Source organism: Arthrobacter sp. ZGTC212 (assembly GCF_002929255.1).
Lineage (GTDB): Bacteria > Actinomycetota > Actinomycetes > Actinomycetales > Micrococcaceae > Arthrobacter_B > Arthrobacter_B sunyaminii.
Genome location: NZ_PJIJ01000002.1, coordinates 371,725 through 393,820 on the forward strand (window position 1 = coordinate 371,725; position 22,096 = coordinate 393,820).

The 22,096-nt window shown below is 65.3% G+C and carries 28 protein-coding genes and 3 pseudogenes; 19 read left to right on the forward strand and 12 right to left on the reverse strand.

From position 1 onward, the window contains the following. Positions 1-17: 17 nt before the first annotated feature. A complete protein-coding gene (locus tag CXQ89_RS08400) occupies positions 18-1,379 on the reverse strand; it encodes an LssY C-terminal domain-containing protein (protein ID WP_104160930.1) in 1,362 nt (453 codons plus the stop codon). A gap of 76 nt (positions 1,380-1,455) precedes the next feature. Continuing rightward, complete coding sequence (locus CXQ89_RS08405; protein ID WP_104161417.1) at positions 1,456-2,220, reverse strand: SDR family NAD(P)-dependent oxidoreductase; 765 nt, start codon at positions 2,218-2,220, stop codon at positions 1,456-1,458. Positions 2,221-2,586: 366 nt separating this feature from the next. On the opposite strand from CXQ89_RS08405, the gene CXQ89_RS08410 reads away from it, so the two are divergent. The 8 genes and pseudogenes from CXQ89_RS08410 (at position 2,587) to CXQ89_RS08445 (ending at position 8,182) form a co-directional block, all read left to right on the forward strand. Continuing rightward, positions 2,587-2,967: a hypothetical protein gene (locus CXQ89_RS08410; RefSeq protein WP_104160931.1), complete on the forward strand. Its 381-nt coding sequence runs from the start codon at positions 2,587-2,589 to the stop codon at positions 2,965-2,967. A gap of 64 nt (positions 2,968-3,031) precedes the next feature. Further along, positions 3,032-3,556: a hypothetical protein gene (locus CXQ89_RS08415; protein ID WP_104160932.1), complete on the forward strand. Its 525-nt coding sequence runs from the start codon at positions 3,032-3,034 to the stop codon at positions 3,554-3,556. A gap of 49 nt (positions 3,557-3,605) precedes the next feature. Then, positions 3,606-3,782 (forward strand): annotated as a pseudogene (locus CXQ89_RS19105) (nucleotidyltransferase domain-containing protein); the annotation flags it as partial. 34 nt (positions 3,783-3,816) lie between these two features. After that, the gene (locus tag CXQ89_RS08425; protein WP_258059979.1) at positions 3,817-4,302 is read left to right on the forward strand and encodes a hypothetical protein; all 486 of its coding nucleotides are present in this window, start codon (positions 3,817-3,819) and stop codon (positions 4,300-4,302) included. 54 nt (positions 4,303-4,356) lie between these two features. Then, positions 4,357-5,319: a DUF2332 domain-containing protein gene (locus CXQ89_RS08430; RefSeq protein WP_104160935.1), complete on the forward strand. Its 963-nt coding sequence runs from the start codon at positions 4,357-4,359 to the stop codon at positions 5,317-5,319. A gap of 48 nt (positions 5,320-5,367) precedes the next feature. Beyond that, complete coding sequence (locus CXQ89_RS08435) at positions 5,368-5,709, forward strand: YciI family protein (protein ID WP_104160936.1); 342 nt, start codon at positions 5,368-5,370, stop codon at positions 5,707-5,709. Between the two features lie 194 nt (positions 5,710-5,903). Beyond that, positions 5,904-7,052, forward strand: a complete 1,149-nt coding sequence (locus CXQ89_RS08440; RefSeq protein WP_104160937.1) for a Vms1/Ankzf1 family peptidyl-tRNA hydrolase — start codon at positions 5,904-5,906, stop codon at positions 7,050-7,052. 80 nt (positions 7,053-7,132) lie between these two features. Further along, positions 7,133-8,182: a polymer-forming cytoskeletal protein gene (locus CXQ89_RS08445; protein ID WP_146067214.1), complete on the forward strand. Its 1,050-nt coding sequence runs from the start codon at positions 7,133-7,135 to the stop codon at positions 8,180-8,182. A gap of 50 nt (positions 8,183-8,232) precedes the next feature. On the opposite strand, the gene CXQ89_RS08450 is transcribed toward CXQ89_RS08445, so the two are convergent. Together CXQ89_RS08450 and CXQ89_RS08455 are read right to left on the reverse strand one after the other, a co-directional pair. Continuing rightward, positions 8,233-8,949, reverse strand: a complete 717-nt coding sequence (locus CXQ89_RS08450; RefSeq protein WP_104160939.1) for an NADPH-dependent F420 reductase — start codon at positions 8,947-8,949, stop codon at positions 8,233-8,235. A 122-nt stretch (positions 8,950-9,071) separates the two neighbouring features. After that, positions 9,072-9,776, reverse strand: a complete 705-nt coding sequence (locus CXQ89_RS08455; RefSeq protein WP_104160940.1) for a DUF4386 domain-containing protein — start codon at positions 9,774-9,776, stop codon at positions 9,072-9,074. 100 nt (positions 9,777-9,876) lie between these two features. Between CXQ89_RS08455 and CXQ89_RS08460 the strand changes: the two genes are divergently transcribed. Further along, on the forward strand, positions 9,877-10,578 hold the full coding sequence (locus CXQ89_RS08460) for a TetR/AcrR family transcriptional regulator C-terminal domain-containing protein (protein ID WP_258059980.1): 702 nt from the start codon (positions 9,877-9,879) through the stop codon (positions 10,576-10,578). 203 nt (positions 10,579-10,781) lie between these two features. Here the strand turns inward: CXQ89_RS08460 and CXQ89_RS08465 are convergent. Continuing rightward, a pseudogene (locus tag CXQ89_RS08465) lies at positions 10,782-10,898 on the reverse strand (histidine phosphatase); the annotation flags it as partial. Positions 10,899-11,174: 276 nt separating this feature from the next. Between CXQ89_RS08465 and CXQ89_RS08470 the strand changes: the two are divergent. The 7 genes from CXQ89_RS08470 to CXQ89_RS18820 all read left to right on the forward strand — a co-directional run bounded on the left by CXQ89_RS08470 (position 11,175) and on the right by CXQ89_RS18820 (position 15,316). After that, positions 11,175-12,095, forward strand: coding sequence for an alpha/beta fold hydrolase (locus CXQ89_RS08470; RefSeq protein WP_104160941.1), 921 nt, complete (start codon positions 11,175-11,177; stop codon positions 12,093-12,095). Then, positions 12,085-12,549, forward strand: a complete 465-nt coding sequence (locus CXQ89_RS18570) for a hypothetical protein (protein WP_219815578.1) — start codon at positions 12,085-12,087, stop codon at positions 12,547-12,549. The genes CXQ89_RS08470 and CXQ89_RS18570 overlap by 11 nt, the downstream gene beginning before the upstream one ends. Positions 12,550-12,569: 20 nt before the next feature. Beyond that, a complete protein-coding gene (locus CXQ89_RS18575; RefSeq protein ID WP_219815579.1) occupies positions 12,570-13,058 on the forward strand; it encodes a CPBP family intramembrane glutamic endopeptidase in 489 nt (162 codons plus the stop codon). Positions 13,059-13,175: 117 nt separating this feature from the next. Then, entirely contained in the window at positions 13,176-14,213 is a 1,038-nt protein-coding gene (locus CXQ89_RS08480; RefSeq protein WP_104160942.1) for a pirin family protein, read from the forward strand. Continuing rightward, the gene (locus tag CXQ89_RS08485) at positions 14,210-14,614 is read left to right on the forward strand and encodes a GNAT family N-acetyltransferase (protein WP_104160943.1); all 405 of its coding nucleotides are present in this window, start codon (positions 14,210-14,212) and stop codon (positions 14,612-14,614) included. The genes CXQ89_RS08480 and CXQ89_RS08485 overlap by 4 nt, the downstream gene beginning before the upstream one ends. A 133-nt stretch (positions 14,615-14,747) precedes the next feature. After that, positions 14,748-14,924: an alpha/beta fold hydrolase gene (locus CXQ89_RS18815; RefSeq protein ID WP_258059981.1), complete on the forward strand. Its 177-nt coding sequence runs from the start codon at positions 14,748-14,750 to the stop codon at positions 14,922-14,924. Continuing rightward, positions 14,921-15,316, forward strand: a complete 396-nt coding sequence (locus tag CXQ89_RS18820) for an alpha/beta fold hydrolase (RefSeq protein WP_258059982.1) — start codon at positions 14,921-14,923, stop codon at positions 15,314-15,316. Before CXQ89_RS18815 ends, CXQ89_RS18820 begins: the two co-directional genes overlap by 4 nt. Before the next feature lie 17 nt (positions 15,317-15,333). Here CXQ89_RS18820 and CXQ89_RS18825 read toward each other — a convergent pair. Beyond that, positions 15,334-15,402, reverse strand: a pseudogene (locus CXQ89_RS18825) (histidine phosphatase); the annotation flags it as partial. Positions 15,403-15,567: 165 nt separating this feature from the next. Here CXQ89_RS18825 and CXQ89_RS08500 point away from each other — a divergent pair. Beyond that, a complete protein-coding gene (locus tag CXQ89_RS08500) occupies positions 15,568-15,837 on the forward strand; it encodes a hypothetical protein (RefSeq protein ID WP_146067215.1) in 270 nt (89 codons plus the stop codon). Between the two features lie 55 nt (positions 15,838-15,892). On the opposite strand, the gene CXQ89_RS08505 is transcribed toward CXQ89_RS08500, so the two are convergent. From CXQ89_RS08505 to CXQ89_RS08525, 5 genes are all read right to left on the reverse strand, one after another. Continuing rightward, the gene (locus tag CXQ89_RS08505; RefSeq protein WP_104160945.1) at positions 15,893-16,972 is read right to left on the reverse strand and encodes an alkene reductase; all 1,080 of its coding nucleotides are present in this window, start codon (positions 16,970-16,972) and stop codon (positions 15,893-15,895) included. A gap of 141 nt (positions 16,973-17,113) precedes the next feature. Further along, positions 17,114-17,617, reverse strand: a complete 504-nt coding sequence (locus CXQ89_RS08510) for a hypothetical protein (protein ID WP_104160946.1) — start codon at positions 17,615-17,617, stop codon at positions 17,114-17,116. 105 nt (positions 17,618-17,722) lie between these two features. Then, positions 17,723-18,439 (reverse strand): NADPH-dependent F420 reductase, encoded by a 717-nt coding sequence (locus tag CXQ89_RS08515; RefSeq protein WP_104160947.1) that lies wholly within the window; start codon positions 18,437-18,439, stop codon positions 17,723-17,725. A 75-nt stretch (positions 18,440-18,514) separates the two neighbouring features. Further along, positions 18,515-19,222: an NADPH-dependent F420 reductase gene (locus CXQ89_RS08520; RefSeq protein WP_104160948.1), complete on the reverse strand. Its 708-nt coding sequence runs from the start codon at positions 19,220-19,222 to the stop codon at positions 18,515-18,517. Between the two features lie 93 nt (positions 19,223-19,315). Then, positions 19,316-19,537, reverse strand: coding sequence for a hypothetical protein (locus CXQ89_RS08525; RefSeq protein WP_104054423.1), 222 nt, complete (start codon positions 19,535-19,537; stop codon positions 19,316-19,318). A gap of 33 nt (positions 19,538-19,570) precedes the next feature. Between CXQ89_RS08525 and CXQ89_RS08530 the strand changes: the two genes are divergently transcribed. Further along, a complete protein-coding gene (locus CXQ89_RS08530; RefSeq protein WP_104160949.1) occupies positions 19,571-20,026 on the forward strand; it encodes an AAA family ATPase in 456 nt (151 codons plus the stop codon). 2 nt (positions 20,027-20,028) lie between these two features. Beyond that, positions 20,029-21,636 (forward strand): DUF6297 family protein, encoded by a 1,608-nt coding sequence (locus tag CXQ89_RS08535; protein WP_104160950.1) that lies wholly within the window; start codon positions 20,029-20,031, stop codon positions 21,634-21,636. A gap of 23 nt (positions 21,637-21,659) precedes the next feature. Here CXQ89_RS08535 and CXQ89_RS08540 read toward each other — a convergent pair whose 3' ends face one another. Beyond that, positions 21,660-21,848: a DUF1508 domain-containing protein gene (locus tag CXQ89_RS08540; protein ID WP_104054420.1), complete on the reverse strand. Its 189-nt coding sequence runs from the start codon at positions 21,846-21,848 to the stop codon at positions 21,660-21,662. Between the last annotated feature and the right edge of the window lie 248 nt (positions 21,849-22,096).

Sequence of the window (22,096 nt, forward strand, 5' to 3'; positions counted from 1 at the left end):
CATAAACCCGGTTTGGCTCAGGGGCTGCGTGCCCGGCGGCGGCTGTGCGTGCGTGCATAGATCCTGGCTCGCTCACTGGAAAGGGCGAGGATTAGCAGGATATCGAAGGAATATCCGAACAGGTTCGAGCCAAGGTCGGATACCGAGCCGGAGAGCACGGCAGTAACCTGCAGAATAATGGCGGCCGAGCTCAGGAACATCGCCGTAACCCGCGCTGTATTGCTTCCGCGCAGAATCAACACAGCCAGCGCAGCTTCCACGCAGGCGAACACCGTTAGGGTGAAGCTGGTTGGCGCGTAGGCGCTGCCGAGATTCGCGAGTTCGGAGCTTTGCTGGCCCAATACGTCGTTCACCAGTCTGCTCACCCAAGGCACTTCGGTGAGCCGCGCCAGGAACGGGGCCGCCACAGTCAGAGCAGCAAGCCCGCGCAGGAACACCAGACCGGCACCGAAGATGACAGGTGCGGGGCGGTGGATGCGTGCGCGGCCGGGCGCGGAGGTTGAGGAGGATGCAGGCCCGGGGGAGGGCGCAGATTCCGCCGATATTGCGGTGAGGTTGGTTACCGGCAAGTCGCCGTCCGTGACAATGGAGTCACCGCCGCCGTTGCGGGAGTGGTACCCGGTGGAAAAGTTCTTTATGACGTTCACGGACGCTTGGGGGAAAGCCTGCTGAATGGAGGAGACCAGATAATCCCGTTCAGCATCAATGTTCTCGCCCACCCGGTGCGTGACCTGCAGGGTGAACAGGGACAGTCCCACAGCACGGTCAAAGGAAGCAGCGCCCAACCAGTCCGATGCGATGCCGCCGGGCAGCATCCACCCTTCGGGGCACCGCCACAACCGGACATGGTGTCGCTGCCGCGGATTGCCATTGACCTCCTGCTGATAGGCAAAGTCCTGCTGGCGCCCGAACAGCAGCAGCGGGCTGACCGGTGCCTGGAGGTAGCTGCGATGCAGCAGCGTGGACGTGACAATCCGCCAGCTGCTGGACAGCGTCACCGGATCAGCGAGCACCCAGCCCGTCCGCTCCAATGCTCCACGCAGCTGCTTCTCGCTGCCCAGAAACGCCAGGTTGACGGCGTCCCCGAACAGGCCCGCGCTGGTACGCGTGCGGCCCATGAAATAGTCCGGGATAAAGATCTGCGTCAGCACCCGATCAACGCGCGGCAACACCAGATAGGCAAGTACAGCCCAAAACACCACCAGAAAGCCGACGTAACCCAGCTCAAACGAGCCCCGCAACAGCAGTAGTCCGGCGAACCAGATGGACGCGAGACTGCTGAAGACGAAGAAGGCCCAGTCCAGAGCCGTCCCCGTTCCCCCAGCGGAGGTGGAGGCGGCGCCGGACCCGGCACCGCCGTCGTCCGCTGCCTGTTTCATGCTCAAAACCCTGACCTGCCGCCTCTGCGCGAGTCAATGAGTTGAAGCCGCTTTGCGGAGGTGAACAGGGATCCCGTCACCTTCCGGAATCCTGCAGCGGCGTTCCGGTTTCGTCTTCCAGGGCGTGCAGCAGACTGTCCTGAAACTCGACGTCATTCACTGCCGGGTGCGGCTGCCGCTGCCGCCGGTGGTACCAGTAGCCGCCGCTGGTCAGCGCGTCGGGATCCTCGCTGGATGCGAGCCACTCCTGGGTCTGGTGGCCCAGTGCCAGATCGTCAGGTGCTCCGGGGCCGCCCATCTTGGTGGGAACCCAGCCGGGATCCACCGAGTTGCTCAACAGATCCGGCCGCAGCCTGGCCAGCGCCGCAGAAAACGCGGTGACGTACAACTTGCTGTCCGCGTACGAACCGGCCGTCCTGCCCTGCCAGTCAACCCCGGCAAGCGAGGCGCGCCCGGCATAGTGGTCGTTGCTGCTTAGGTAGACGTGCCGCCGCGGCCCGTCGAGCAGAGCGGTCAGAAGATAGGGGGCAACAACATTGACGGGCATGACTGCCGTGCTGCGGGCAACTCCGGCGTTGTGGATGACGGAGTCCAGCGGATTACCGGCATTGAGTTCGGCGGCGGCTCGCCGCACCGCGTCCGGATCGCTGAAGTCGCCGACGACGAGCTCCGCCCCGCGAGTGATGAGCGGCTCGAGCGCTGCTGCACGCTCCTGGCTGCGGGCATGGACGACGACGTCGTGCCCTGCGGCGAGCAGCGACTCCGCTGCTGATCTGCCCAGGCCGTCGGCTGACCCCGTGACCAGGATCCTCACCGCGTCGCGCTCCTTGGGTTGCTGCATTTCCTGCACGCTTTTCGCTCAGTCATGAACGGTCTGTCCTTTCCGTGGAACTGCCGGGCCGGCCACCGCGAGGTCCGTACAACTCTTCCTTCCGGCTGGTCGCCTGACAAGGGGCGGCCTCCAGCATCGCCTCGTACCAGCCGTGCAGTGGTCGGACGCCGTACCGGGAATGCAGGAACGGCTATGAGCCGGCTCCGCTGAGATACCCTCGCTCGTAACGGCACAACTATCGGTACCAGCATTATTGGATGTCAGAACAGGGCCAGGGGGCGTATCAAAGTGCATGATGGGTCAGATGAAGCTGAGGGAACTGTTCGTCTCTTTGTAGGGTATGGCGATTCCCCTATCTGGGTCCCAGGGGGGCCAATGGAATATCCGGATACAAACCTGAGTGTGGAACTCAAGTCAGATCTGGCTGCTTGGGAGGCAGACTATTACGCAGGCAGCGCCAGCGAGAAGAGCGAACGCCCTGCCGGCCATACCGCCAGAGGACGCGAGCTGGCCGAAAGACTGTCAGCGGAGCTGGGGTGGCGCTTTTCTGTCTCTGTCGACAGCGGAGATCAGGGGGAACAGGTCCTTATCCGCAGCAGCAGGCCTGCAGCGAACCCGAAAGCTGAACAGGCCTTTGCCGCGAGATTCTATGAGGCGGCGGCAGAAGCTAAGCGGCTAGGCCACGAGGACCTGGTGGCCTATGCGCCGAACTCCAAGCAGGTGTTTGCCGGACGAGGCAGGAAGAAAGGGCGCTGAGTTCACGGGCGGCGTGACAAAATACCCAGTTAGCAACCGGAACATCATCAAGTCAAGGAGCCGCATGCCAGGCAGGACCCGCATCGCAGGACGCGAAGTGCAGATCGGTGGGCTTTCCCGTCCTGAGCTGATGAGACGCCTGGACTCGCATAGCATTCTGCTCAACGTTCATGCAGAAACCCTGCTGCAGGACGTTGTCTTCGATGAGCGGGACTCTCATCCCGTGATGGTCACGGAGCGGACGGTCGCCGAGCTGGGGCTTTCCCACGGGGCGACCCTTCCCCAAATCTTCGAGGCTGCACAGCGACAGGGCTTACTGCTCTGCCCGATGGACGCCGGACCCTACTTGCGTATGGTGTGGACCGATCAGACGGCTTCCCGCGACTCCGTCATGTCGTCCGGACGGGCGCCCGAAGGCGGTCTCACCGTGGCAGCCGAAGCTTTTCGCGCTGACCATGAGTATCCGAAGGGCTTTTATCTCCGCGTCGTTGACGGGCATTCGTGGCTGCGAGGGTATCGGTGCGACGACCAACATCTGTGGTCACCCGCGGACCGGTTCATCTTTCAGCTTCCCCCACCGTCCGTCTAAGCGGGCGATCCTTTGCGGGACAGCGCCAGGATCCCGTTAGGATTCAGCAATGGATCCCGTCTCTGTCGCGCGCGCGTTCGTTCACCACACCCATCCGGCTGCCGAATGTTCGATTCTGGGCGGGAGCGCGGGGACCGGAAAAGCCACAGCCAACTCTGACCTCGACATCGTCATTCTGTACCCCAACGGACACAGTAACTATGCCGAAACCACTCGATACCAAGGCTGGGTTGTCGAAGCTTTTGTTCACACCCGACTCAATGTCCTTCTGGTACGAAAAGGAAAGGGCCGCCCGGTGCGCCGTCTTGGGCGACATCGTCGCTCAGGGTGTGCTCCTGACGGATCAGGGGGCTGGAGAATCACTTCAAGACAGTGCACGCCGCTACATGGAAAAAGGTCCGGAACCCCTGAGTGAAACTGAGCGCGGGATCCGCCTCTACGGCCTCAGCAATTCCCTTGACGATCTGAACGGCAGCGCGGACCCTGCGGAAAAATTCGCTATCTCCGCCGATTTCTTTACCCAGGCTGTCGAACTCCTGTTGCTGCACGAAAACGCCTGGCTCGGCAAGGGCAAGTGGATGGTGCGCCGTCTGGACCCGCTTCCGCAGAACCAGGTGGCCCGCCAGCTTCTGGCGTGGGCGGGATCCGGTAAGCACGATGAACTCGCGTTGGCACGGATAACTTCCGAGGTCCTGCGCCAAGCCGGAGGCTATGTCATGGAGGGATTCGTGCGGGGGTCCCGCTAAACGGCCGATCTCGTCAGCGCTGAGGGACTAACGCTCCGCTGTTATGGTGATCGCATGGATGGGGTGGCCGGAGTATATGAGCGTTTCGCGGAGATCGAAGCCCGGGGAGTGTCACCGATCTACGAGGAGTGGGGACGGGGAATCTCCCAAGATCCGGCGGTATGTACCCTCATTTCCTCGCTGCCCCCGATCAAGCGTCAACCAAACCTGGTGTTCGCCGCCGCACGCCTGAGGGGTGCGCCCGAGCAGGGATACGGACAGCTGAGGGATTGGCTGATCGAAAACTGGGCCGAGGTGGTCCCGGTCATCCTGACCCGTTCAACGCAGACCAACGAAGCTGCACGGTGTGCCGTGCTGCTGCCGGTCCTGAGCCGGCTCGAGGGCGCGCTCAGCCTGATTGAGGCCGGTGCGTCTGCTGGGCTGTGCCTGTATCCCGATCGGTACAGTTACCGCTACGACGTCGGCGGCCGGACCGAGGCCCTTGACCCGGGCACCGGGTCGAGCGACGTCGTGGTGCCGTGCCGCATTAACGCGGCTGCGCTGCCAGCGCGGCTGCCCGCCGTCGTTTGGCGGGCCGGTGCGGACCTCAACCCGTTGAACGTCAACGACTCGGACCAGATCGAATGGCTCGAGGCACTGGTGTGGCCGGAACACGACGAGCGGCGCCATCGTCTCCGCGCTGCTGCGCGGCTTGCGGCGTCAGAACCGGCACACCTCGTTCGGGGAGACCTTCTGGATACCATCCCCGGGCTCATCGATCAGGCACCGGCCGGATCCAGGGTTGTGGTGTTCCACAGTGCGGTGCTCGTCTATCTCCGGTCCGAGGACCGGGAACGTTTCGTGGAGCTGATGGGGACCTATCCGGACGTCGTCTGGATCAGCAACGAGGGCGCCGGCGTGTTGCCAACCGTCACCGATCAGGTTCACAGGGCCATTAACGGGCGTACCATTGTGGCCGTCAACGGCCGCGCCCGCGGCCTGGCGGGTCCGCACGGCCAGTCCTACCAGAGTCTCTGACCCAGTTCATTCGGTAGTCTGCAGCACCACGAAAAAGGAGCCGACACGATGACCAAGTACCTGATCTCGTTCCCCAGCAGTGCCATGGTTTTCCCGTTGGAGGACCTGCCTGCCGTCTCGGCAGCGGCTCATGCAGTGATGCAGGAGGCCAAGGACGCCGGTGTGTGGGTGTTCGGCGGCGGCATCGATGAGAGCGTTCCGCCGGTAATGGTCGACGGCGCGGGAACAGTCATCGAGGGGACGTATCCGCAGACCCGGCAGATTGACGGCGGCTATGCAGTGCTGGACCTGCCGTCCCGCGAGGCCGCCCTGGAGTGGGCCGCAAGGTTCGCGGGGTCCTGCCGCTGCGCCCAGGAGGTGCGTGCGTTCCAGGATGATCCCCTCAGCTGAGCAGCACCGCCCCTATGTGCCGCTGAAGACGGGGATAGTGCTGTACCCGCCGTAGCCGCTGATGCGTTGGTGCCGTCCTTAGGCTGAAGCGGCCGCTGAGGTGCGGTCCCTCTTCAACCTGCGAAGGAACCGGTGTTAGCTGGAGACACGGATTGAATCGATGCGCGGCCGCCCTGGGCGGGAAGGAGATCGACATGACGGAGAAGCTCCACAGATTTGCGGATCTATACCGGAAATCCGGTCCCTGGTGCGTTGCCTACGTGGACGCCGGCGCCGGAACAGTGGAGGGCATGGAAGCCGCCGAAGTCCGTCCCGGAAACGTCAGGAACGCCGCGGCTGCGCAGGGCGCTCCGCCCGCGGACCTGGAGGCCCTCGAAACCGCAGTGGACCCGGCCCGCGGTGTGCCCGGTCCCGTGTCCCGGTTTGTCCTGGTCCGGGACGGCAACGTGGAGCTGAATGAGCTTTTGCCGGGGCCGCTGGTCACTCCGAAACAAATCCATGTGGGACCGGTGCCGGATCTGCTGCCGCTGTTCAAGCACCGCCCGGAGGAGTTCCCGTACATCGTTGCCGATGTGTCCCGGGAGGGCGGGGAAATCCGGCTGGAGTACGTCGGCCGTCCCGGCGCCAGCGTGGAGGACGTTGAAGGGTCCACCGAGGACATCCACAAACTGTCCGCCGGCACCTGGGGGCAGGACAAGATGCAGCGCCGGACCGAACAGGTTTGGCGCCGGAATGCGGACGAGGTGGCCGCGCAGATTGACCGCATCGTGGACGCCAGCGGGGTGCGGCTGATTGTGCTGGCCGGAGATGTCCGCGCCCGGGGCCTGGTCCAGGATCAACTGGCAGAGGCCCATAAACCGCTGGTCAGCATGCTCGACTCCCACGCCAGCACGGCGGGGCCGCACCAGGACAGTTTCGAGGACCGGGTCCGGGAACTGATTGCGCTTCGATGGGCGGCCGAGCAGGAGCAGATCATAGACCGCCTCGCCCTGCAGCAGGGGCAGGCCAATCCCGAATCGGCCGCGGGCATCGGTGCAGTGGTGCATGCACTCCAGCAGGCCCAGGTGGACGTGCTGATCCTGAACGACAATGCTCTTGCGGACCGGACGCTGCTGGCTCTCGGCGCCGAGCCTTGGGTGGCAACGGCCGAGGAACAGGCCCTGGGCGCCGAAGTGCTGGGCAAGGTTCCGGCCTCGGCTGCGCTGCTGCGTGCGGCGTCCCTGACGGACGCGAGCCTGCTGCTGGTGCCTAACGGTGTGCTCCCGGGCGCCGGCGACGTTGCGGCTCTGCTGCGCTGGCAGACCGGTCCCAACGCTCCCGGGGGAGATTCGTCCCTGCCATGAGACTTCCTTCACCTCCGCGGCGGGCTTTCTCCGCAGTTCTTGCCGCTGTGCTACTGATTCTGTTGACCGGCACCGGAGCCTTGGCCTCTTCCCCGGCCGCAAACTCCCGGCTAGCCCCCGCTGTACCGGCGGTGGTGAACGACGACGCAGGTCCGCAGTTCTACAGCGGACTGACCATCGACGTCCCGGATGACGTCTTCGGAGACGTGTACGCGTCCGGCCAGACCATCACTATCTCCGGCAACGTCACGGGCGATGTCATCGCCGCCGGCCAGACCATCAACATCACCGGAAACGTTGACGGCAATGTGCGTCTCGCCGGGCAGGATGTGACCATCAGCGGCGAGGTCGCGCGCAGCGGCACCATCTTCGCCTCGACACTCAACGTGACCGACACCGGCGCCTTGGGAACCGACCTGGTGGGCGCCGCGGGTGACATCGACATAGCCGGGGCGGTGGGCCGTGATGTGAAGGTGGGAGTTGGAGACCTCACCATCGACGGAGTGGTTGGGGGCAACCTGACGTATACCTCCGATGACGAGGCAGAGATCGCCCAGGGCGCGGTCAGCGGCACCGTGGAACGCATCGCACCGGAGACCCCCGAGGAGCCGTCTGTGGGGGAGCGGTTTGTCGGGTGGCTGCTCGGCCTGCTTTATGCGCTGGTCGCCCTGAGCCTTGTGACGGTGTTCGCCGGCTGGCTCCTGCCCCGTTTGCTGCACCGGGTGACCGATCAGCTGGTGCCACGGCCGTGGAAAGCGCTGCTGGTAGGTTTCGTGGCATCCATTGCCGTTCCCGTGGTGCTGCTCGTCCTGCTGGTGACGGTCATCGGAGCCCCGCTTGCACTGGCCGGCCTGCTGGTCTGGATTACGCTCACGCTCGCAACATTCGTCTTCGGTGCGTACTACATCGGCAGGCTCCTGTTCCGCGGCAATCAGCATCCCGTGGTCAAATCACTTGTTGGCGGGGTGATCCTCATTGTGGCGCTGCATATCCCGTGGCTGAACATCGCCGTCTGGCTGGCCATGGTGTTCTTTGGCCTCGGCGCGCAGCTTCTGGCGATCTATGACAAGCGGCCGTGGCAGCGGGCGCTGCCGTCGTCATCTGCTTCCATCAGCTCCGAGACATCATGATCGGGCGAAAAGTCTCGCCGGAATAAGTTCCGCCGGGCACGGGTACCGGCTTAGAAGACGCGCTCGGCCACGTTCACCCGGGAGGCGGATTTCAGTGCGGACTCGACCTTCGTCTTGGGCGTTGTGCCCGGAACCGAGGTCATCAGCTGGTCGTCGGGCGTTCCGGCATCCGCGAGGTAGAGGCGGGTGTAGCCCGAGGAGTCCGGCTCAAACCGCCAGCTGTCGGCAAGGGGGCCGGCGTCGACCACGTCGTAGCCCAGCGCATCGATGAGCGCCGCCGCCTCAGCCTTTGCGGCCGGATTGTCGGAAGCAACGGGGAGTGCGGAGCGGTCTGCGGACCCGGAAGGGCGGGCCAGCAGCGGAAGGTGGTGGGCCAGGATGTTATTGAAGGCCTTGACGTACTGCGCTTCGGGAAGCCGGCTCTGTACCAGTTCGCTCGTGGTCACCGTGCTGTCATCAAGCTCAGCAATGCGCCCGTCCCGGGACGGGTAGTAATTGCTGGTGTCCAGGACGATCTTGCCGTCCAGCAACCCGTCGGGAAGGCCGGAGACCGCGCTCAGCGGAATGGAAAGCACGACGGCGTCGCCGAGTTTCGCTGCGTCCTCCGCCGTTCCGGCCTGGGCCAGCGGGCCCAGTTCGGCGACCAGGTCCGTCAGCGTTTCGGGTCCCCGCGAGTTAGCAATGACAACGTTCATGCCCGCCGCAACCGCGAGCCGTGCGACCGCGGATCCGATGTTACCGCTTCCGATAATTCCCAATGTGGCCACGATAAATCCCTTCGATGATGTTCGGCTGGACCGGCGGGGGTGAACTCCGGCAGTCCCTCAAGGGGGTAACTGCGGCCGAGGCGGAGGAATTCCCCCGGGCGGCTCCATCCCGAAGGGGTAACCTACGCGCCGGCGTCAACGTTTCCCGTCGGGCTGAAGGCACGGACCGGGCGCGGCCGGCGGAAGCCGACCACCGTCAGGTAAATACCCAGCGACGCTTCCCAAATAATCTCAGGAAGGGTGGCCAGCGCGGAGGGAACCGAGGACTGTTCATAGGCACCGAAAAGCACGGCAAGGCCGGACAGCGACATCAGCGGACCGCCGATCAGGCCGAATAGTGCCATCGGCCGCGGCACCAGATGCGAGCGGTACATCAGGAACCCGAGCAGCAGCCCGTTTCCGATGCCCACCACGAACCCCGGGCCGAGCAGGAAAGTCCAGCCGTGCAGCGCCACCAGCGCCCGCGCCACGGGCAGGTACTCATCGGCGCCGGCGGTCTGCCTCAGTGTCACCACGGTGAGCACGCTGAGGATTCCGACGGCAATCAGGGCGCACTCCATGATCCGGGCCGCAACATACCCGACCGCAGCGGTCTCGCTGTGCTGGCGGAGGACGGGAAACAGTACGACGGCGGTGCCGATGTTCGCGATGATCAGCACCAGTTCGCAGACGGCGCCGAGCAGGACCCGCGTATCGGCACCGGAACCGGTGACGTAGTCCGGGTCCGTGAGTAGCGGCGCATACAGCGCGGCCCCGGCAATGGCCGAGACGAAGGTGAGGAGGAAGAGGGACCCGGCGGTCCGGGCCGTGCGGTGAGAGGTCTGCATGACGCTCCTGTCAGCAAAGGTGTACTGCGTACACCTGATGCGATGAACATAGGTGTATGTCGTACACTCTGTCAAGCATCGATTCTCGGAAGGCGGCTCTATGGGACAGGTACCGAAGGCACGGCAGGAGGAACCGTCCGCCCGCCGCCAGCGCCTGAACAGGAGCGCCGTGCTGCGCGCCGGCGTCGTCCTGGCCGACCAGGTGGGGATCGACGGTTTCACCATGCGCACGTTGGCGGAGAAACTCGGTGTGGTGCCGATGGCGCTGTACAAGCATGTGGCGAACAAGCAGGAACTGCTCGAGGGCATGGTGGACCTGGTCTGGGCGGAGGTCACGGAACCGGAGGGCGGGTACGGCTGGAAGCAGGCCATGCGGGACCGTGCTGTCTCCCTCCGGGACGCACTGTTCAGGCACCGCTGGGCGGTGGGGCGGATGGAGGCGGCCGGCCGGCCGGGGCCGGAGAACCTGCGCCAACACAACGCGCTGCTGGGCTGCCTAAGGGAGAACGGATTTTCCTTCCGGGCCACCGTCCACGTCGCCAGCCTGCTGGACGCCTATGTGTACGGCTTCGCGCTGCAGCAGGAGACCCTGTCCTTCGAGACCCCGGAGGAGTCGGCCGAGGCCGCCGCTGCCACCCGCGATGCTGAGTCGGCGGAGGCTGCTGCCCGGTATCCGTACCTGCTCGAAGTGGTGGAGGAGCTGGCTAAGGAGGGTTACGACTACGACACCGAGTTCGGCGTCGGGCTGGACGTTCTGCTGGATGGCATCGAGGTTCTGCGGGGTTCCTGGCGCGACGGCTAGGTGCGGCCAGGCGGCGAGCTCGGGCACGGGGTCTTGGAGGGTGGCGCAGCTCCGGCGGGGGACTCTAGCTCCGGCGCGCGGCCTGCACAACGACGTCGGGCAGGGTGACGGTCTGTCCGTCCGGCGCCGTGACGGTGCGGAACTGCGTGTCGGCGGACCTAATGGTCCATTCCACCGGATCCAGCAGTGCCGCAACGTCGACAGCGGTGACGGTGGCTTCGCCGGGCGGCGTCGAGTTCGACGCCGGGGGTCCGGCCGGCCAGCAGCCCGGAGGCGTTCGCTGTGGTGCGGCCGTGCCGCACGAGGATTACTGTTGCCATTCCTCCAGCCTAGCCGCGGGGTCCGACGGCGCGGCGGACGGGGCCTGGGCGCAGCGCGGCATAGCTCTGCTCCTTCTTGGTTGCTGTCGCCGTTCTAGGTAATGCCTGGTGGCCGATTCTAGGTGCTCGCCACCGACGCGAGAGCTCCGACGCCGGTGGGAGTCTGGCAACATCGCCGTGAACGGGTATCCGATCCCGGCACAGCCGCGGCCTAGGGGCGGAGCTCCACAGGCTGGGGCGTTCATGTCATTGGGCACACTACCGAGAGGGAAGACCATGGCGTTTATCAGCGTTGGATCAGAGTACAGCACGCCAATCGAGTTGTATTACGAGGACCAGGGTGCGGGGCAGCCTGTCGTCCTGATTCACGGGTATCCGTTGAACGGACACAGCTGGGAGCATCAGACACGGGAGCTCCTGGCCAGCGGGTACCGGGTCATCACCTACGACCGGCGCGGCTTCGGCCAGTCATCGAAGGTCAGTGTCGGCTACGACTACGACACCTTTGCCGCCGACCTGAGCATCCTGCTGGAGGCCCTGGATCTGCAGGACGTCGTCCTGGTGGGCTTCTCGATGGGGACCGGCGAGCTCGCTCGCTATGTCGCCCAGTATGGCCACGAGCGGGTGGCGAAGCTTGCATTCCTCGCCTCGCTGGAGCCCTTCCTTGTTGCGCGTGAAGACAACCCCGAGGGCGTGCCGCGGGCAGTGTTCGATGGAATTGAAGCTGCGGCTAGGAGCGACCGGTACGCCTGGTACACGCAGTTCTTCACGGACTTCTACAACCTCAACGAGAACCTCGGTACCCGGGTCAGCCAGGAGGCGGTGAGCGGCAGCTGGAACACCGCAATCTCCAGCGCCCCGGTGGCGGCCTACGCCGTCGTCTCTTCGTGGATCGAGGATTTTCGGCGTGATGTCGAAGCAGTGCGCCGGAGCGGGAAGCCGGTTTTGATCCTGCACGGCACTGCCGACCGTATCCTGCCCATCGACAACACGGCCCGCCGGTTCTCCCGGTCACTGCCCGCTGCTCACTACGTCGAGGTGGAGGGCGCCCCTCACGGGTTGCTCTGGACGCATGCCGACGACGTCAATGACGCCCTGCGCACCTTCCTAGGTTCGCCCGGCGACGGCTCCGCCACCGCTGAACCGGGCCATCCCACCACACACAAGACGAAAGTAGAGGTCAGTCATGGGTCCTAATGAGAATGTCATCAACCAGGTATCCACACTCCGCGATACCGATCACGACACCAGCCGCGCCGGGGGAGACATCCCGGCTGGCACCCCGTACCACCGGGTGCTCGACCGGAAAACCAAAGGACGCGGAATACCGCGTGGCATTCTTGCCATCGTGCTTCTTTTTGGAGGATTGCTGGGATTTGGTGCCGTCGCCGCGCAGATCAGTGGACAGATTGATCTCTTGCTTGGCCGAGACAGCATTGTCACTGGCGGCACGGAATTCACGACCGTTACGCTGGCTGCTACCTTCGCCTCGAGCGCGCTACTCATTCCGTGGAGCATGCTCATCCAGCGCTGGCTCTACGGTGTCAAGGGGCGCACGATGCATTCCGTTACCGGAGTGTTCCGAGCGGCAGTGCTGGGTCGGGCAGTACTCGTTCTTGTGCCCGTCTGGGCCGTTTATAGACCGTCCTGACTATTCTTCAGCCTTCCGTAATGACCGACTGGGCCGTAGGCGACCTCCTCTTCATGTTCGTGGTCACGGTCTTGATCGTGCCGCTGCAGACCGCGGGCGAAGAGTATGGGTTCAGGGGGCTGATCTTTCGCGTGGCTGCTAGCTGGGGGAGAAGCCCTCGCTCAGCCCTGGCCTTGGGGGTGGTCGTCTCTTCGGTGCTGTTCGCGACGATCCACCTGTCCACCGACCTTTGGCTCAATCTTCAGTTCCTGGCCGTGGGCATCACCTTCGCGCTGATCACGTGGCGTACGGGTGGTCTTGAGACATCAGTCGTGCTGCACGCGGCCAATAATTCTCTTGGCCTGATGTTGGCACTTGTGCTTCACGCCGACCTCAATGCGACGACAGATCGCTCTTCCGGGGTGGGTTCCATGGCTTTCCTTATCCCCGTGGTCCTGTTGGCGGTAATCACCGGGGTGATCTGGTACCGCACGCGGCATACCGGGCCTGCGCTCACCCCGGCACCTTGATACAGCGTTAGTTCCCCGAGCCAGAGCGACAGGCGCAGGGCTACAACCGTCTCTCCATCGCCTCCCACCACCCCGTGCCCGGGGCGAAGCGCCCCTCACCCACCAACAGGAGCAGCCATGACCCACGACGCTCTGAACTCCCTGGGACACAGCACCGTCCCCGGCCCTCCCCCCGATCTCGGAGAGCGCCTCACCCCGCGGAACGTGCCGTTGGGCGGGCCGCGGGCCATGACCGTGCGCCGCACCCTGCCGCAGCGGACCCGGTCCCTCATCGGTCCGTGGTGTTTCGTCGACCATTTCGGTCCCGACGACGTCTCCGCCAACGGCGGCATGGCCGTGCCCCGCCACCCCCACACCGGTCTCGCGACCGTGACCCTTCTGTTCTCCGGGCAGGTCCTGCACCGCGACTCGACCGGGTTCACCAACACTGTGCGCCCTGGGGAGGTGAATCTCATGATCGCGGGCCGGGGCATCTCCCACTCCGAGTTCTCCACCCCGGACACCACCCGCCTGCACGGGATCCAGCTCTGGTATGCCCTGCCGGACGACCTCCGCCACGGGCCACCGGAAGCCCAGCATCATGTCCCCACGCCGGAGATCAGGCCCGGGGGTACCGTGCGCACATATGTCGGGCGCATCGCAGGCGCCTGCTCACCGATCGACACCCGGACGCCGGCTCACGCCGCCGAAGCCCTCATCAACCCCGGTGAAAGCCTCGACCTGCCGCTGGACCCGAACTGCGAGCACGGACTACTTCTCGATACCGGGTCGGTCTCCCTCACGGCGTGGGAAGCAGACGGCGTCGAGGCCTCTGCGCGAACCGCACTGTCGCCCGGCGCGCTGCACTATCTCCCCGCCGGGCTGCCTGGCGTGCGCTTGCACGCCAGGCCCGGACCAGGCGCCCGCGTCGTGATCGTGGGTGGCCCACCCTTCGACGAGGACATCGTCCTGTGGTGGAACTTCGTGGCCCGCAGCCACGCCGAGATCGTCGCCTACCGCACCCAATGGCAGCGCGAAATCGGCGCCGAGCCGGGTCCTGCACCGGGACCGGTGCGCTTCGGCCCATACCCCTCCGAGCCTTCGGGTGCGCTGCCCGCACCTGAACTACCCAATGCCCAGATCAGACCCCGTACACGAGCGAGAGGACAGCAATGACAACCGAAAGTGAACGCAGCACGACTCAGACCCAGCCCGTCGAGGTGCGCAACAACTCTGAAGAGAGCCGTTTCGACATTCTGGTAGGGGGCGTCTGCGCGGGGTTCTCGATGTATACCCACCATGACGAGGGTCCATCGCGGCAGCGCATCTTCTACCACACCGTGATCGACGAGCAGTTCGACGGGCGGGGCCTGGCCAGCGTCCTCACCCGCACTGCCCTGAGAACCAGCGTCCAGGAGGGGTATCGCCTGGTGGCGGTCTGCCCCTACGTTGCGAGATGGCTCACGACGCATCGGGACGTCGACGACGCCGTCAACAGGGTTCGCCCAGCCCATCTCGCGGCAGTGCGACGGGCCGCGCAAGGGCCGGCTGATCGATCAAGTACATACCGCCCCTAGAGAGGTTAGTGTCATCTCTGCAGTCCACCACAGCTTTGCGACCATCGAGGGCCGCCGGATCTTCTACCGTGAGGCAGGATCTCCCGAGTCACCAACGGTCGTTCTGCTCCACGGGTACCCGACCAGTTCGGCCATGTACCGCAACCTGATCCCGTTGCTCGCGGACCGCTACCACGTCGTCGCGCCAGACCATCTCGGCTTCGGGCTATCCGATGCCCCGAGCGTCGACGAGTTTTCGTACTCCTTCGACGCCCAGAGGCGGCCGTGCGGGCCGCGCTCACGCGTGAGGCCATCCGCTGGCAGTACGTGACTGGCGTTGCCGACCCCACCCTGGTGGACCCCGGAACCTGGGAACGGGATGCTTCGCTGATCGGACGACCGGGCAACGACCTCGTCCAGCTCGCCCTGTTCCGTAACTATGCATCCAACATTCCGCTATACCCCCGCCTACACGAGTACTTCCGTAGTACGCAGGTCCCTTTGCTGGCCGTATGGGGGCAAGGCGATGAGATCTTCGGGCCGGAGGGCGCGCACGCGTTCTCCCGGGACCTCCCCAACGCGCACATTGAGCTCCACCTCGGCGGGCACTTCTTGCTTGAGTCCGGGCTCGAGGCGGCGGCGGCGGTGATCCGCTCGTTCCTCAGCGAAGTCGGCTGGATGGGCAACGCCGTCCTGTCCGCGCCGCCCACGCCCACTGTCTGACACGTTCTGTCGGCCGCGCCCGTCGAGGCAGCCTGGTCCCGACCCACCTGATCGAGTTCGACGCCGGGGGTCCGGCCGGCCAGCAGCCAGGATGCATTCGCTGTGGTGCGGGCTTTGTTGTGTTTGGTTTACGTGATCATCACGGGCAAGTAACCCAGCAATAATCTTTCAAGAATCTGGCCGCGATTCTCGGACTGGGCCTTTCATGCGGGGCCCGGATTGCACCCCGGATTGTGCCCGCACACAGGATGATGGCCGCCCTTGCCTCAGAGCCGGCAGTGGATATCGGGCGGAAGCGGTGGGCACGGGCCATCGATGACTATTTGTACCGGGCGGACAAACAACGCATCAGTCGCAGTGCGCAGCGGCTGGCTACGGGGGTAAGCCAGATGGCACTCAACGGGCTGGGCTTCACCTTCAGGGAGCAGGCGGCCCTTGGCCTGTACGCGCGTGCCTGGAGTAAGGATAAAGAAGCGCAATATTCCGGCGAGGAGCGCTCGTCGCAACCGTCAAAGCGGTAGGCGACGGCAGGCCTCCCGCGTCACGCGGAAGGCCTGCCGTCATCGTTCGCCTGGGCTAGGAAACCGGAGCCAGCACCGGGTAGTCCGTGTAGCCGGCGGCACCGTCGGTGTAGACGGTGGCCTGGTCCAGCTCGTTCAGCGGCAGGTCTTCCTGCCAGCGGCGGGCCAGGTCCGGGTTGGCCATGACCGGGCGGCCGACGACGGCGGCATCGGCCAGGTCCTCTTCGAGCAGCATGATCGCGTCATTGCGTGTGGTGACGGTGCCGAAGCCGGTGTTCATCAGGACCGGGCCGGCGAAGCGGCGGCGCAGGTCCTGGATCATCTCGTCGGCCGGATCCGCGTGCAGGATGGAAAGGTAGGCCGGCTTCAGATCCGCGATGCCGTCCACCAGAGCGGTGTAGGTGGCGGTGACATCGGCGCGGTCGGTTTCCAGCACGCCCTGGATGTTGTGTTCCGGAGAGATACGGATGGCGGTGTGCTCGGCGCCGATCGCCTCGGCCACCGCGCGGAAGGTCTCGATGACCATCCGGGCACGGTTCTCGGGGGAGCCGCCGTAGGAGTCGGTGCGCGTATTGGAGACAGGGGAGAGGAATTCCTGCAGCAGGTAGCCGTTGGCACCGTGCAGCTCCACGCCGTCGAACCCTGCCTTCATCGCGTTCTGCGCGGCGGAGACGAAGTCCTGTACGACGCCGGGAAGCTCGTCTTCGGTGAGGGCGTGGGGGACGGGGTAGGGCTGCTTGCCGTCGTAGGTGTGTGCCATGCCTTCAACCGCGATGGCGCTGGGGGCCTGGGGCTGGTGTCCGCCGTTGATATTTTCGTGAGCGACGCGTCCGGAGTGCATGAGCTGGGCGACGATCCGGCCGCCGGCGGCGTGGACGGCGTCGGTGACGCGCTTCCAGCCGGCGACGTGGTCTTCGGTGACCAGGCCGGGCATCAGGGGGTTGCCCTGGCCAGGGAAGGAGGGGTAGATGCCGTCAGTGATGATCAGGCCCAGGGAGGCGCGCTGGCGGTAGTGCTCGATCATGATGTCGGTGGGCACGCCGTTGCGGTCGGCGCGCACCCGGGACATCGGTGCCATGACGAGGCGGTTGGGCAGTTCCATGGTGCCGACGGTGAGCGGGGTAAAGAGTTTCACTCAGGATTTCCTTTTGTCGCGTCGCTCAGGCCCTTTGAAATGGCCTGAGCTGAAGTTCGTATCTCCAGCGACAACCGGCGGAGGCATCGGTGCTATTCCGCGAAGCGAGCGAGCTCACACCGGGGCGTCCCTGCGGAAGCGCTACAAATCGACATGCAGATTCGTCAGCAGTATTTTGGTGGACGCGTCCCGGTATTCGGTGACCACCCCGAACTCCCGGTTGATAATGGCTTCACCGGTTTCTCCGGGCGCTTCCCGATGTTCCAGCTTCAAAGTCACAAAAACATCATCTTCGAACGCGGCGATGACCCGCATCTGATCGGCCGCACCGTCCCAAATCCGCATCTGCAACGGGTGGAACAGTGCTATTTGCGGAGGCATCCAGTCCGCCCTTTCCAGGCCGCCGACTTCCTCTCCGGACGGCGACCACATGACCAGCCCCCTGACTGGATCGCAGCTGGAGCCGCCGGTGCTGTCGGTTAGTGACCAGGTGCTGCGGCTGCGGTTCACCTTGACGGCCTCTTCTGTCGTGCTGCCCGACTCATTCGTCGTGACTGCCGTGCATGCCAGCGGCGGCGACATCCGTGCGTCTCGGGTCATCGCTATGACTGCCAGGATTGCATTGAAACTGTCTGAACCCTCCACTGCGCCAGCCCCGTTCTCGTCGTGCCCGTTGAAGTGTCAGGGAAGATATCCCCCGGCAAGGGACACTGTAGGCGAAGGCCGGGAGTCATGATTCAGGGGAAGAGCCTAGAACTTCCGCTCTGCCACGTTGACCCGGGTGGCGGCGTCGAGCGCGGAGCGGACCTCATCCACCGGGGTCGGTCCGGGAGAGGTGTTCATCAGCTGCTGCTCGGACGCGTTGGGGTCCGCGAAGTAGATCAGCCCGTAGGCCGGAGTTTCGGGCTCGAACTTCCAGCTCTCGGCCAGTGTCCCTGCGTCCACGGTGTCATAGCCAAGCCGCTCGATGATGGCCGTTGCCTGCGTCTTGGCAGCGGCGTCGTCGCCGGCGATGGGCAGCGCTGAACGGTCCGGCGCACCTTCCGGGCGGGCGAGGGCCGGGATGTGCGCCGCAGTGATGTTGTTGAACACCTTCACGTAGCGGGTGTCACCGAGCATTCGCATCACCAGCTCGCTTGTGGTCACGGTGCTCTCATCAAGTTCTTCGATGCGTCCGTCGCGTGACGGGTAATAGTTGCTCGTGTCAAGGACGAGTTTGCCGGCCAGCAGCCCGTCCGGCAGGTCCTTCACCGCTTTGAGCGGAATGGAAAGCACGACGGCGTCGGTCTGGCCGGCTGCCTCTTCGACAGTTCCGGCCTGGGCGAGCGGGCCCAGTTCGGCGACCAGGCTTCGAAGTGATTCCGGTCCCCGTGAGTTCGCGATGACCACGTTCATGTCCGCAGCAACCGCCAGTCTCGCCACAGCCGATCCGATGTTTCCGCTTCCTATGATTCCCAGTGTTGGCATGTTGCTCATCCCTTCGGAGGTGTTGTGGTGTGTGCAATGGCCGGAACCGGAAAATTCCCGCAGGAACAGTGCGGCTCAGATCGCCGGCACGGCCACGACCGCTAATTCCTTCAGCTGCGCGGCGGTCAACCGGGCACCAAACGCGGATCCGCCCGGCTGCAGGAACAGGGTCCCGGCCAAAGAGGCGACCGGAACCGGGTCGTAGCCGATCCGGTCCACCACCGCCGAGACGAGCGCGACAGCGTCCTGCTGATTCCCCGCCACCGCCAGGCCCAGCCGCTCCGGATGCCCGGCAGGACGACGGTCCGGCTCCAGGGTTGAGTATCCGGTGTGGTTAAAGGTCTTCACCACGGCGGCGCCCGGAAGCATCTCCTGCACCACCTCTGATGAGCCAAGATCCTTCGCCGCGAACCCGGGAATGTCCCCGTCCACAGGAGGCCAGTAGTTCATCGCGTCCACCACCACCTTGCCTTCCAGCAGGGCCGGGTCCACAAGGTGGAGCCGGTGGAGCGGCAGCGCGAGGATCACGAGGTCAGCGTCGGCCACGGCGTCCCGGGTCCACTTTGGCTCCGCGCCCGGGGTGATGATGCCTGCCATCAGTGCCAGGGCCTGCGGATCACCGGAGGCGGAGAGTGAAACCTGGTACCCGGCGTCGAGCAGTGAACGGGCGACGGCGGTGCCCGCTTTTCCTGCGCCCACCACCGCAATGTGCAGGTGCTCAGAGGCGGCTGCAGGGGTTTGATCCAAGGAAGTGTCCGGGGTGTCTGCCGGTGAAGAGGTCATGCCTGCGGTAACGCGCGCTCCGCCGCCGTCATTCCCGAAACGGTCCGCTGCGGAAGGACCTGCCCGCCGTCCAGACGCTCCTGGCGCTGCCGGCTAACGGTCCGCGGCCGGTTCCTGCCATCCGCCGCGGCGGGTCATGGACGGAGGCACCGGCTCCGGCGCCCGCCACACGACGATCAGCAGCGTCGCAAAAGGTCCCAGCAGCAGGGAAACGAGGAACCAGTTCCACCGGGAGCGGTTCTTCTGTTCGGCGAGACCGGCGTTGATCAGGGCTACCGTGAACCAGAACGTTCCTGTGCTTACGTATTCATCCATCAGGCCACCCAACCACAACCGGCGGAGTTCTGCATGGATGTTGCGCGGCCCCTGGCCGCGTTGTCCCGTCCGCTAGATTGGTCGCTCTCGCTGCGCGAGCACCTCCAGCTGGTGGCCCGCGGACACTCCGTTCCGGACCCGGACAAAGCGGTGAACGCCGAACTGGACTTCTTCGCCCTGCAGGAGCGCGCCGACGCCGTTCCCGCCTCCGTCTCATCGGGGCAGCGGCGCCGCCTGCTGCTGGCCTCCGCCCTGATACGTCCTTCTTCGCTGCTGATCCTGGACGAACCCGAGCAGCGTCTGGACCCGGTCATGCGCGAACGCTTGGGGGAGCGGATCAATGGGTACGCCGACGGCGGGGGCACCGTTTTGCTGGTCACTCACGACCCGGCGCTGCTCCTGGCCACTGCCGGCCGGTGCCTGCTGATTGACGACGATGTCCGAGAGATCGCCCCCGACCGTGCCGCTTCCGAAATCGCGGGACGCTAGCGATGACCTCCGGAGCCGCCGTCAGAACGGCACCAGTTTTCGATCCCGTTCGCTTCACGCGGCAGGCATCCCGCGCTTACACCCGGGACCGGAGCCGGATCCGGGATGTCTTCGTTGATGTCTACACAGCTCTCCTGACTGCGGGAACGATCGGAGCACTCGCGGCGGGACTGGTCCTGGCGCTGCGCGAGCAGGTAGCCCTGGCCTGGTCCGCGGACTCGGCGGGGCGCACCTTGGTGGACCCGCCGTCGTTCTCCCTGCCCGACGGCGCGGCACCGACCGTGCTGCTGTTCGCCGCGTTGGCGGCGATCATGGTGGTGGCCCGAAAACTTGGTCCGGCCGCGGTCAGCGGACCCGAAGGGTACTGGTGGCTGAGCCTGCCACTGGACCGGCGGCGCATGGTGTCAGGACGGCTGATCCGCCGCCTGGTCCTGGTCTGGGCAGGAGCATCTGTACTGTATCTGCCGTTCGGCTTCATCACGGACCTTGCAGCCAGCGTGCGCGGACAATTCGGAGCAGCCGCGGCGTTTGGCCTGGCAGCTGTCTGCGCGGTGCTGCTCGCGCTCCTGCAGCAGGTCGGGGCAGGACCCGCCACATCTGGGGGACCGGCAACTGTTAAACCGACGATGGCAAGCCGGACCGCGCGCGGGCTGGCCCGGCGAATGGTGTCAGGCCAGCTGCCCGGTCTGTTGCTGCTGGCGGTGCTGAGCTTTGTTCCCCGGCAGGCCGCAGCAGGCCTGTGGGGACCTGCGCTCGTCACTTTGGCTGCCGCCGTCGCGCTGTGGCTGGTCGGCCGGCCCCAGTTGGGGGACATTCCGGGCCGGGATCTTATCCGCGGCGGCGCGGTGTCCGGGCATGCCGGGGCAGCGGTGTATCTCATGGACCCGAACGAGGTGGCGCGTGCCCTGTCCGCCGATTACGGCGTCGTTGTTTCCGCACGCGCCGGCCGCTGGTATGCGAAGGGCGGCCGGACGCCGTTTGGAGCGCTGCTGCGGGCCGATACCGCCGCGTTCCTGCGGACACCGGGTTTGTGGGTCCGCCCGGTGCTGCTGCTTTCGCTGTGTATGACTCTGCTGCTGACCGGCGGGAGGCAACCGGTTCCGGTACAGCTGGCTCTGATCGCCGCCACGGTGTTTGCGGTGGTTCCGGCGCTGGGTGCGGTGGCGCGGCGGACCGCGATCATGCCGGGACTGGATTTGCTGCTGCCGCTGTCGCTGAGCATGGTGCGGCTGAGCCGGACGGCTTTGCCCGCAGCTGCCCTTGCACTGTGGTCCGCTCTGTCTTGCGCCGTGCTGGTGCTGCTGGGTGCCGGCAGCCCGGAGTTGATTGCTCTGGGTGCGCTGGCAGGCGTGGGGTTTGGTGCGTCGGCCGTGCGGGGAGCGTACCGGGTCCAGCCGGACTGGACGGCTCCGCCGGTGGACACCGTGTTCGGTCCGGTGCCCACGGCTCAGACCGGGGCCATGATCAGGGGATTGGACACCACGCTGCTGGCGCTGGTTCCGCTGCTGCTGGGCCTGTTCCTGGGTTATGCACCCGGTGTGCTCCTGCTGGCACAGACAGGGTTCTCCGCGGTGTGCCTTCTGATGGTGATGTACTCAAACCCGAAGTAGGCCCGAAAAGGGTCCAGGGCCGCCTAGGTCGCGACGGCCGTCAGGTCCGTGATTTCGGACGCGGCGTTATTTCGGACGGATTCCACGCCCTTCAGCGCCGATGCCTTGGACTTATAGCTTTCCGACGAAGCGATGACTTCGCCATTGCCTGCCTTCAGGCGGAACCTGTACCCGCCGGACTTGTCCTGATAGACCTCGAATTTTCCTGCCATGACTGCCTCGTTTGATCTCGGTTCCGGTGCTGCATTCTTGTGGCAATGCAGGGTAAACGACTCCCCGCATAGCGGAAGGGGCAGACGCCGGATTCACTCGGTGTCCGGCGCCGCTGCACCCGTCAGGAGGGCGGGTGAGGACCGCAGGTCAGGCGTGCTGTGAACAGGGGAACACTACCCCTCCAAGCGTATGCCTGTCTCCGGGATTCGGTGGGGGAGAACACAAACCTTTCCTGATAGGACCCGTC

Coding starts and splice junctions, on each gene's coding strand:
- CXQ89_RS18570 (WP_219815578.1), top strand. CDS start 12,085: ATGGGTCCTAATGAGAATGTCATCAACCAGGTATCCACACTCCGCGAT.
- CXQ89_RS08525 (WP_104054423.1), bottom strand. CDS start 19,537: ATGGATGAATACGTAAGCACAGGAACGTTCTGGTTCACGGTAGCCCTG.
- CXQ89_RS08440 (WP_104160937.1), top strand. CDS start 5,904: ATGACGGAGAAGCTCCACAGATTTGCGGATCTATACCGGAAATCCGGT.
- CXQ89_RS08415 (WP_104160932.1), top strand. CDS start 3,032: ATGCCAGGCAGGACCCGCATCGCAGGACGCGAAGTGCAGATCGGTGGG.
- CXQ89_RS08470 (WP_104160941.1), top strand. CDS start 11,175: ATGGCGTTTATCAGCGTTGGATCAGAGTACAGCACGCCAATCGAGTTG.
- CXQ89_RS08520 (WP_104160948.1), bottom strand. CDS start 19,222: ATGACCTCTTCACCGGCAGACACCCCGGACACTTCCTTGGATCAAACC.
- CXQ89_RS08515 (WP_104160947.1), bottom strand. CDS start 18,439: ATGCCAACACTGGGAATCATAGGAAGCGGAAACATCGGATCGGCTGTG.
- CXQ89_RS18575 (WP_219815579.1), top strand. CDS start 12,570: ATGACCGACTGGGCCGTAGGCGACCTCCTCTTCATGTTCGTGGTCACG.
- CXQ89_RS08435 (WP_104160936.1), top strand. CDS start 5,368: ATGACCAAGTACCTGATCTCGTTCCCCAGCAGTGCCATGGTTTTCCCG.
- CXQ89_RS08425 (WP_258059979.1), top strand. CDS start 3,817: ATGTCCTTCTGGTACGAAAAGGAAAGGGCCGCCCGGTGCGCCGTCTTG.
- CXQ89_RS08480 (WP_104160942.1), top strand. CDS start 13,176: ATGACCCACGACGCTCTGAACTCCCTGGGACACAGCACCGTCCCCGGC.
- CXQ89_RS08400 (WP_104160930.1), bottom strand. CDS start 1,379: ATGAAACAGGCAGCGGACGACGGCGGTGCCGGGTCCGGCGCCGCCTCC.
- CXQ89_RS08485 (WP_104160943.1), top strand. CDS start 14,210: ATGACAACCGAAAGTGAACGCAGCACGACTCAGACCCAGCCCGTCGAG.
- CXQ89_RS08530 (WP_104160949.1), top strand. CDS start 19,571: ATGGATGTTGCGCGGCCCCTGGCCGCGTTGTCCCGTCCGCTAGATTGG.
- CXQ89_RS08410 (WP_104160931.1), top strand. CDS start 2,587: ATGGAATATCCGGATACAAACCTGAGTGTGGAACTCAAGTCAGATCTG.
- CXQ89_RS18815 (WP_258059981.1), top strand. CDS start 14,748: ATGTACCGCAACCTGATCCCGTTGCTCGCGGACCGCTACCACGTCGTC.
- CXQ89_RS08540 (WP_104054420.1), bottom strand. CDS start 21,848: ATGGCAGGAAAATTCGAGGTCTATCAGGACAAGTCCGGCGGGTACAGG.
- CXQ89_RS08535 (WP_104160950.1), top strand. CDS start 20,029: ATGACCTCCGGAGCCGCCGTCAGAACGGCACCAGTTTTCGATCCCGTT.
- CXQ89_RS08500 (WP_146067215.1), top strand. CDS start 15,568: ATGGCCGCCCTTGCCTCAGAGCCGGCAGTGGATATCGGGCGGAAGCGG.
- CXQ89_RS08405 (WP_104161417.1), bottom strand. CDS start 2,220: ATGCAGCAACCCAAGGAGCGCGACGCGGTGAGGATCCTGGTCACGGGG.
- CXQ89_RS08430 (WP_104160935.1), top strand. CDS start 4,357: ATGGATGGGGTGGCCGGAGTATATGAGCGTTTCGCGGAGATCGAAGCC.
- CXQ89_RS08455 (WP_104160940.1), bottom strand. CDS start 9,776: ATGCAGACCTCTCACCGCACGGCCCGGACCGCCGGGTCCCTCTTCCTC.
- CXQ89_RS08460 (WP_258059980.1), top strand. CDS start 9,877: ATGGGACAGGTACCGAAGGCACGGCAGGAGGAACCGTCCGCCCGCCGC.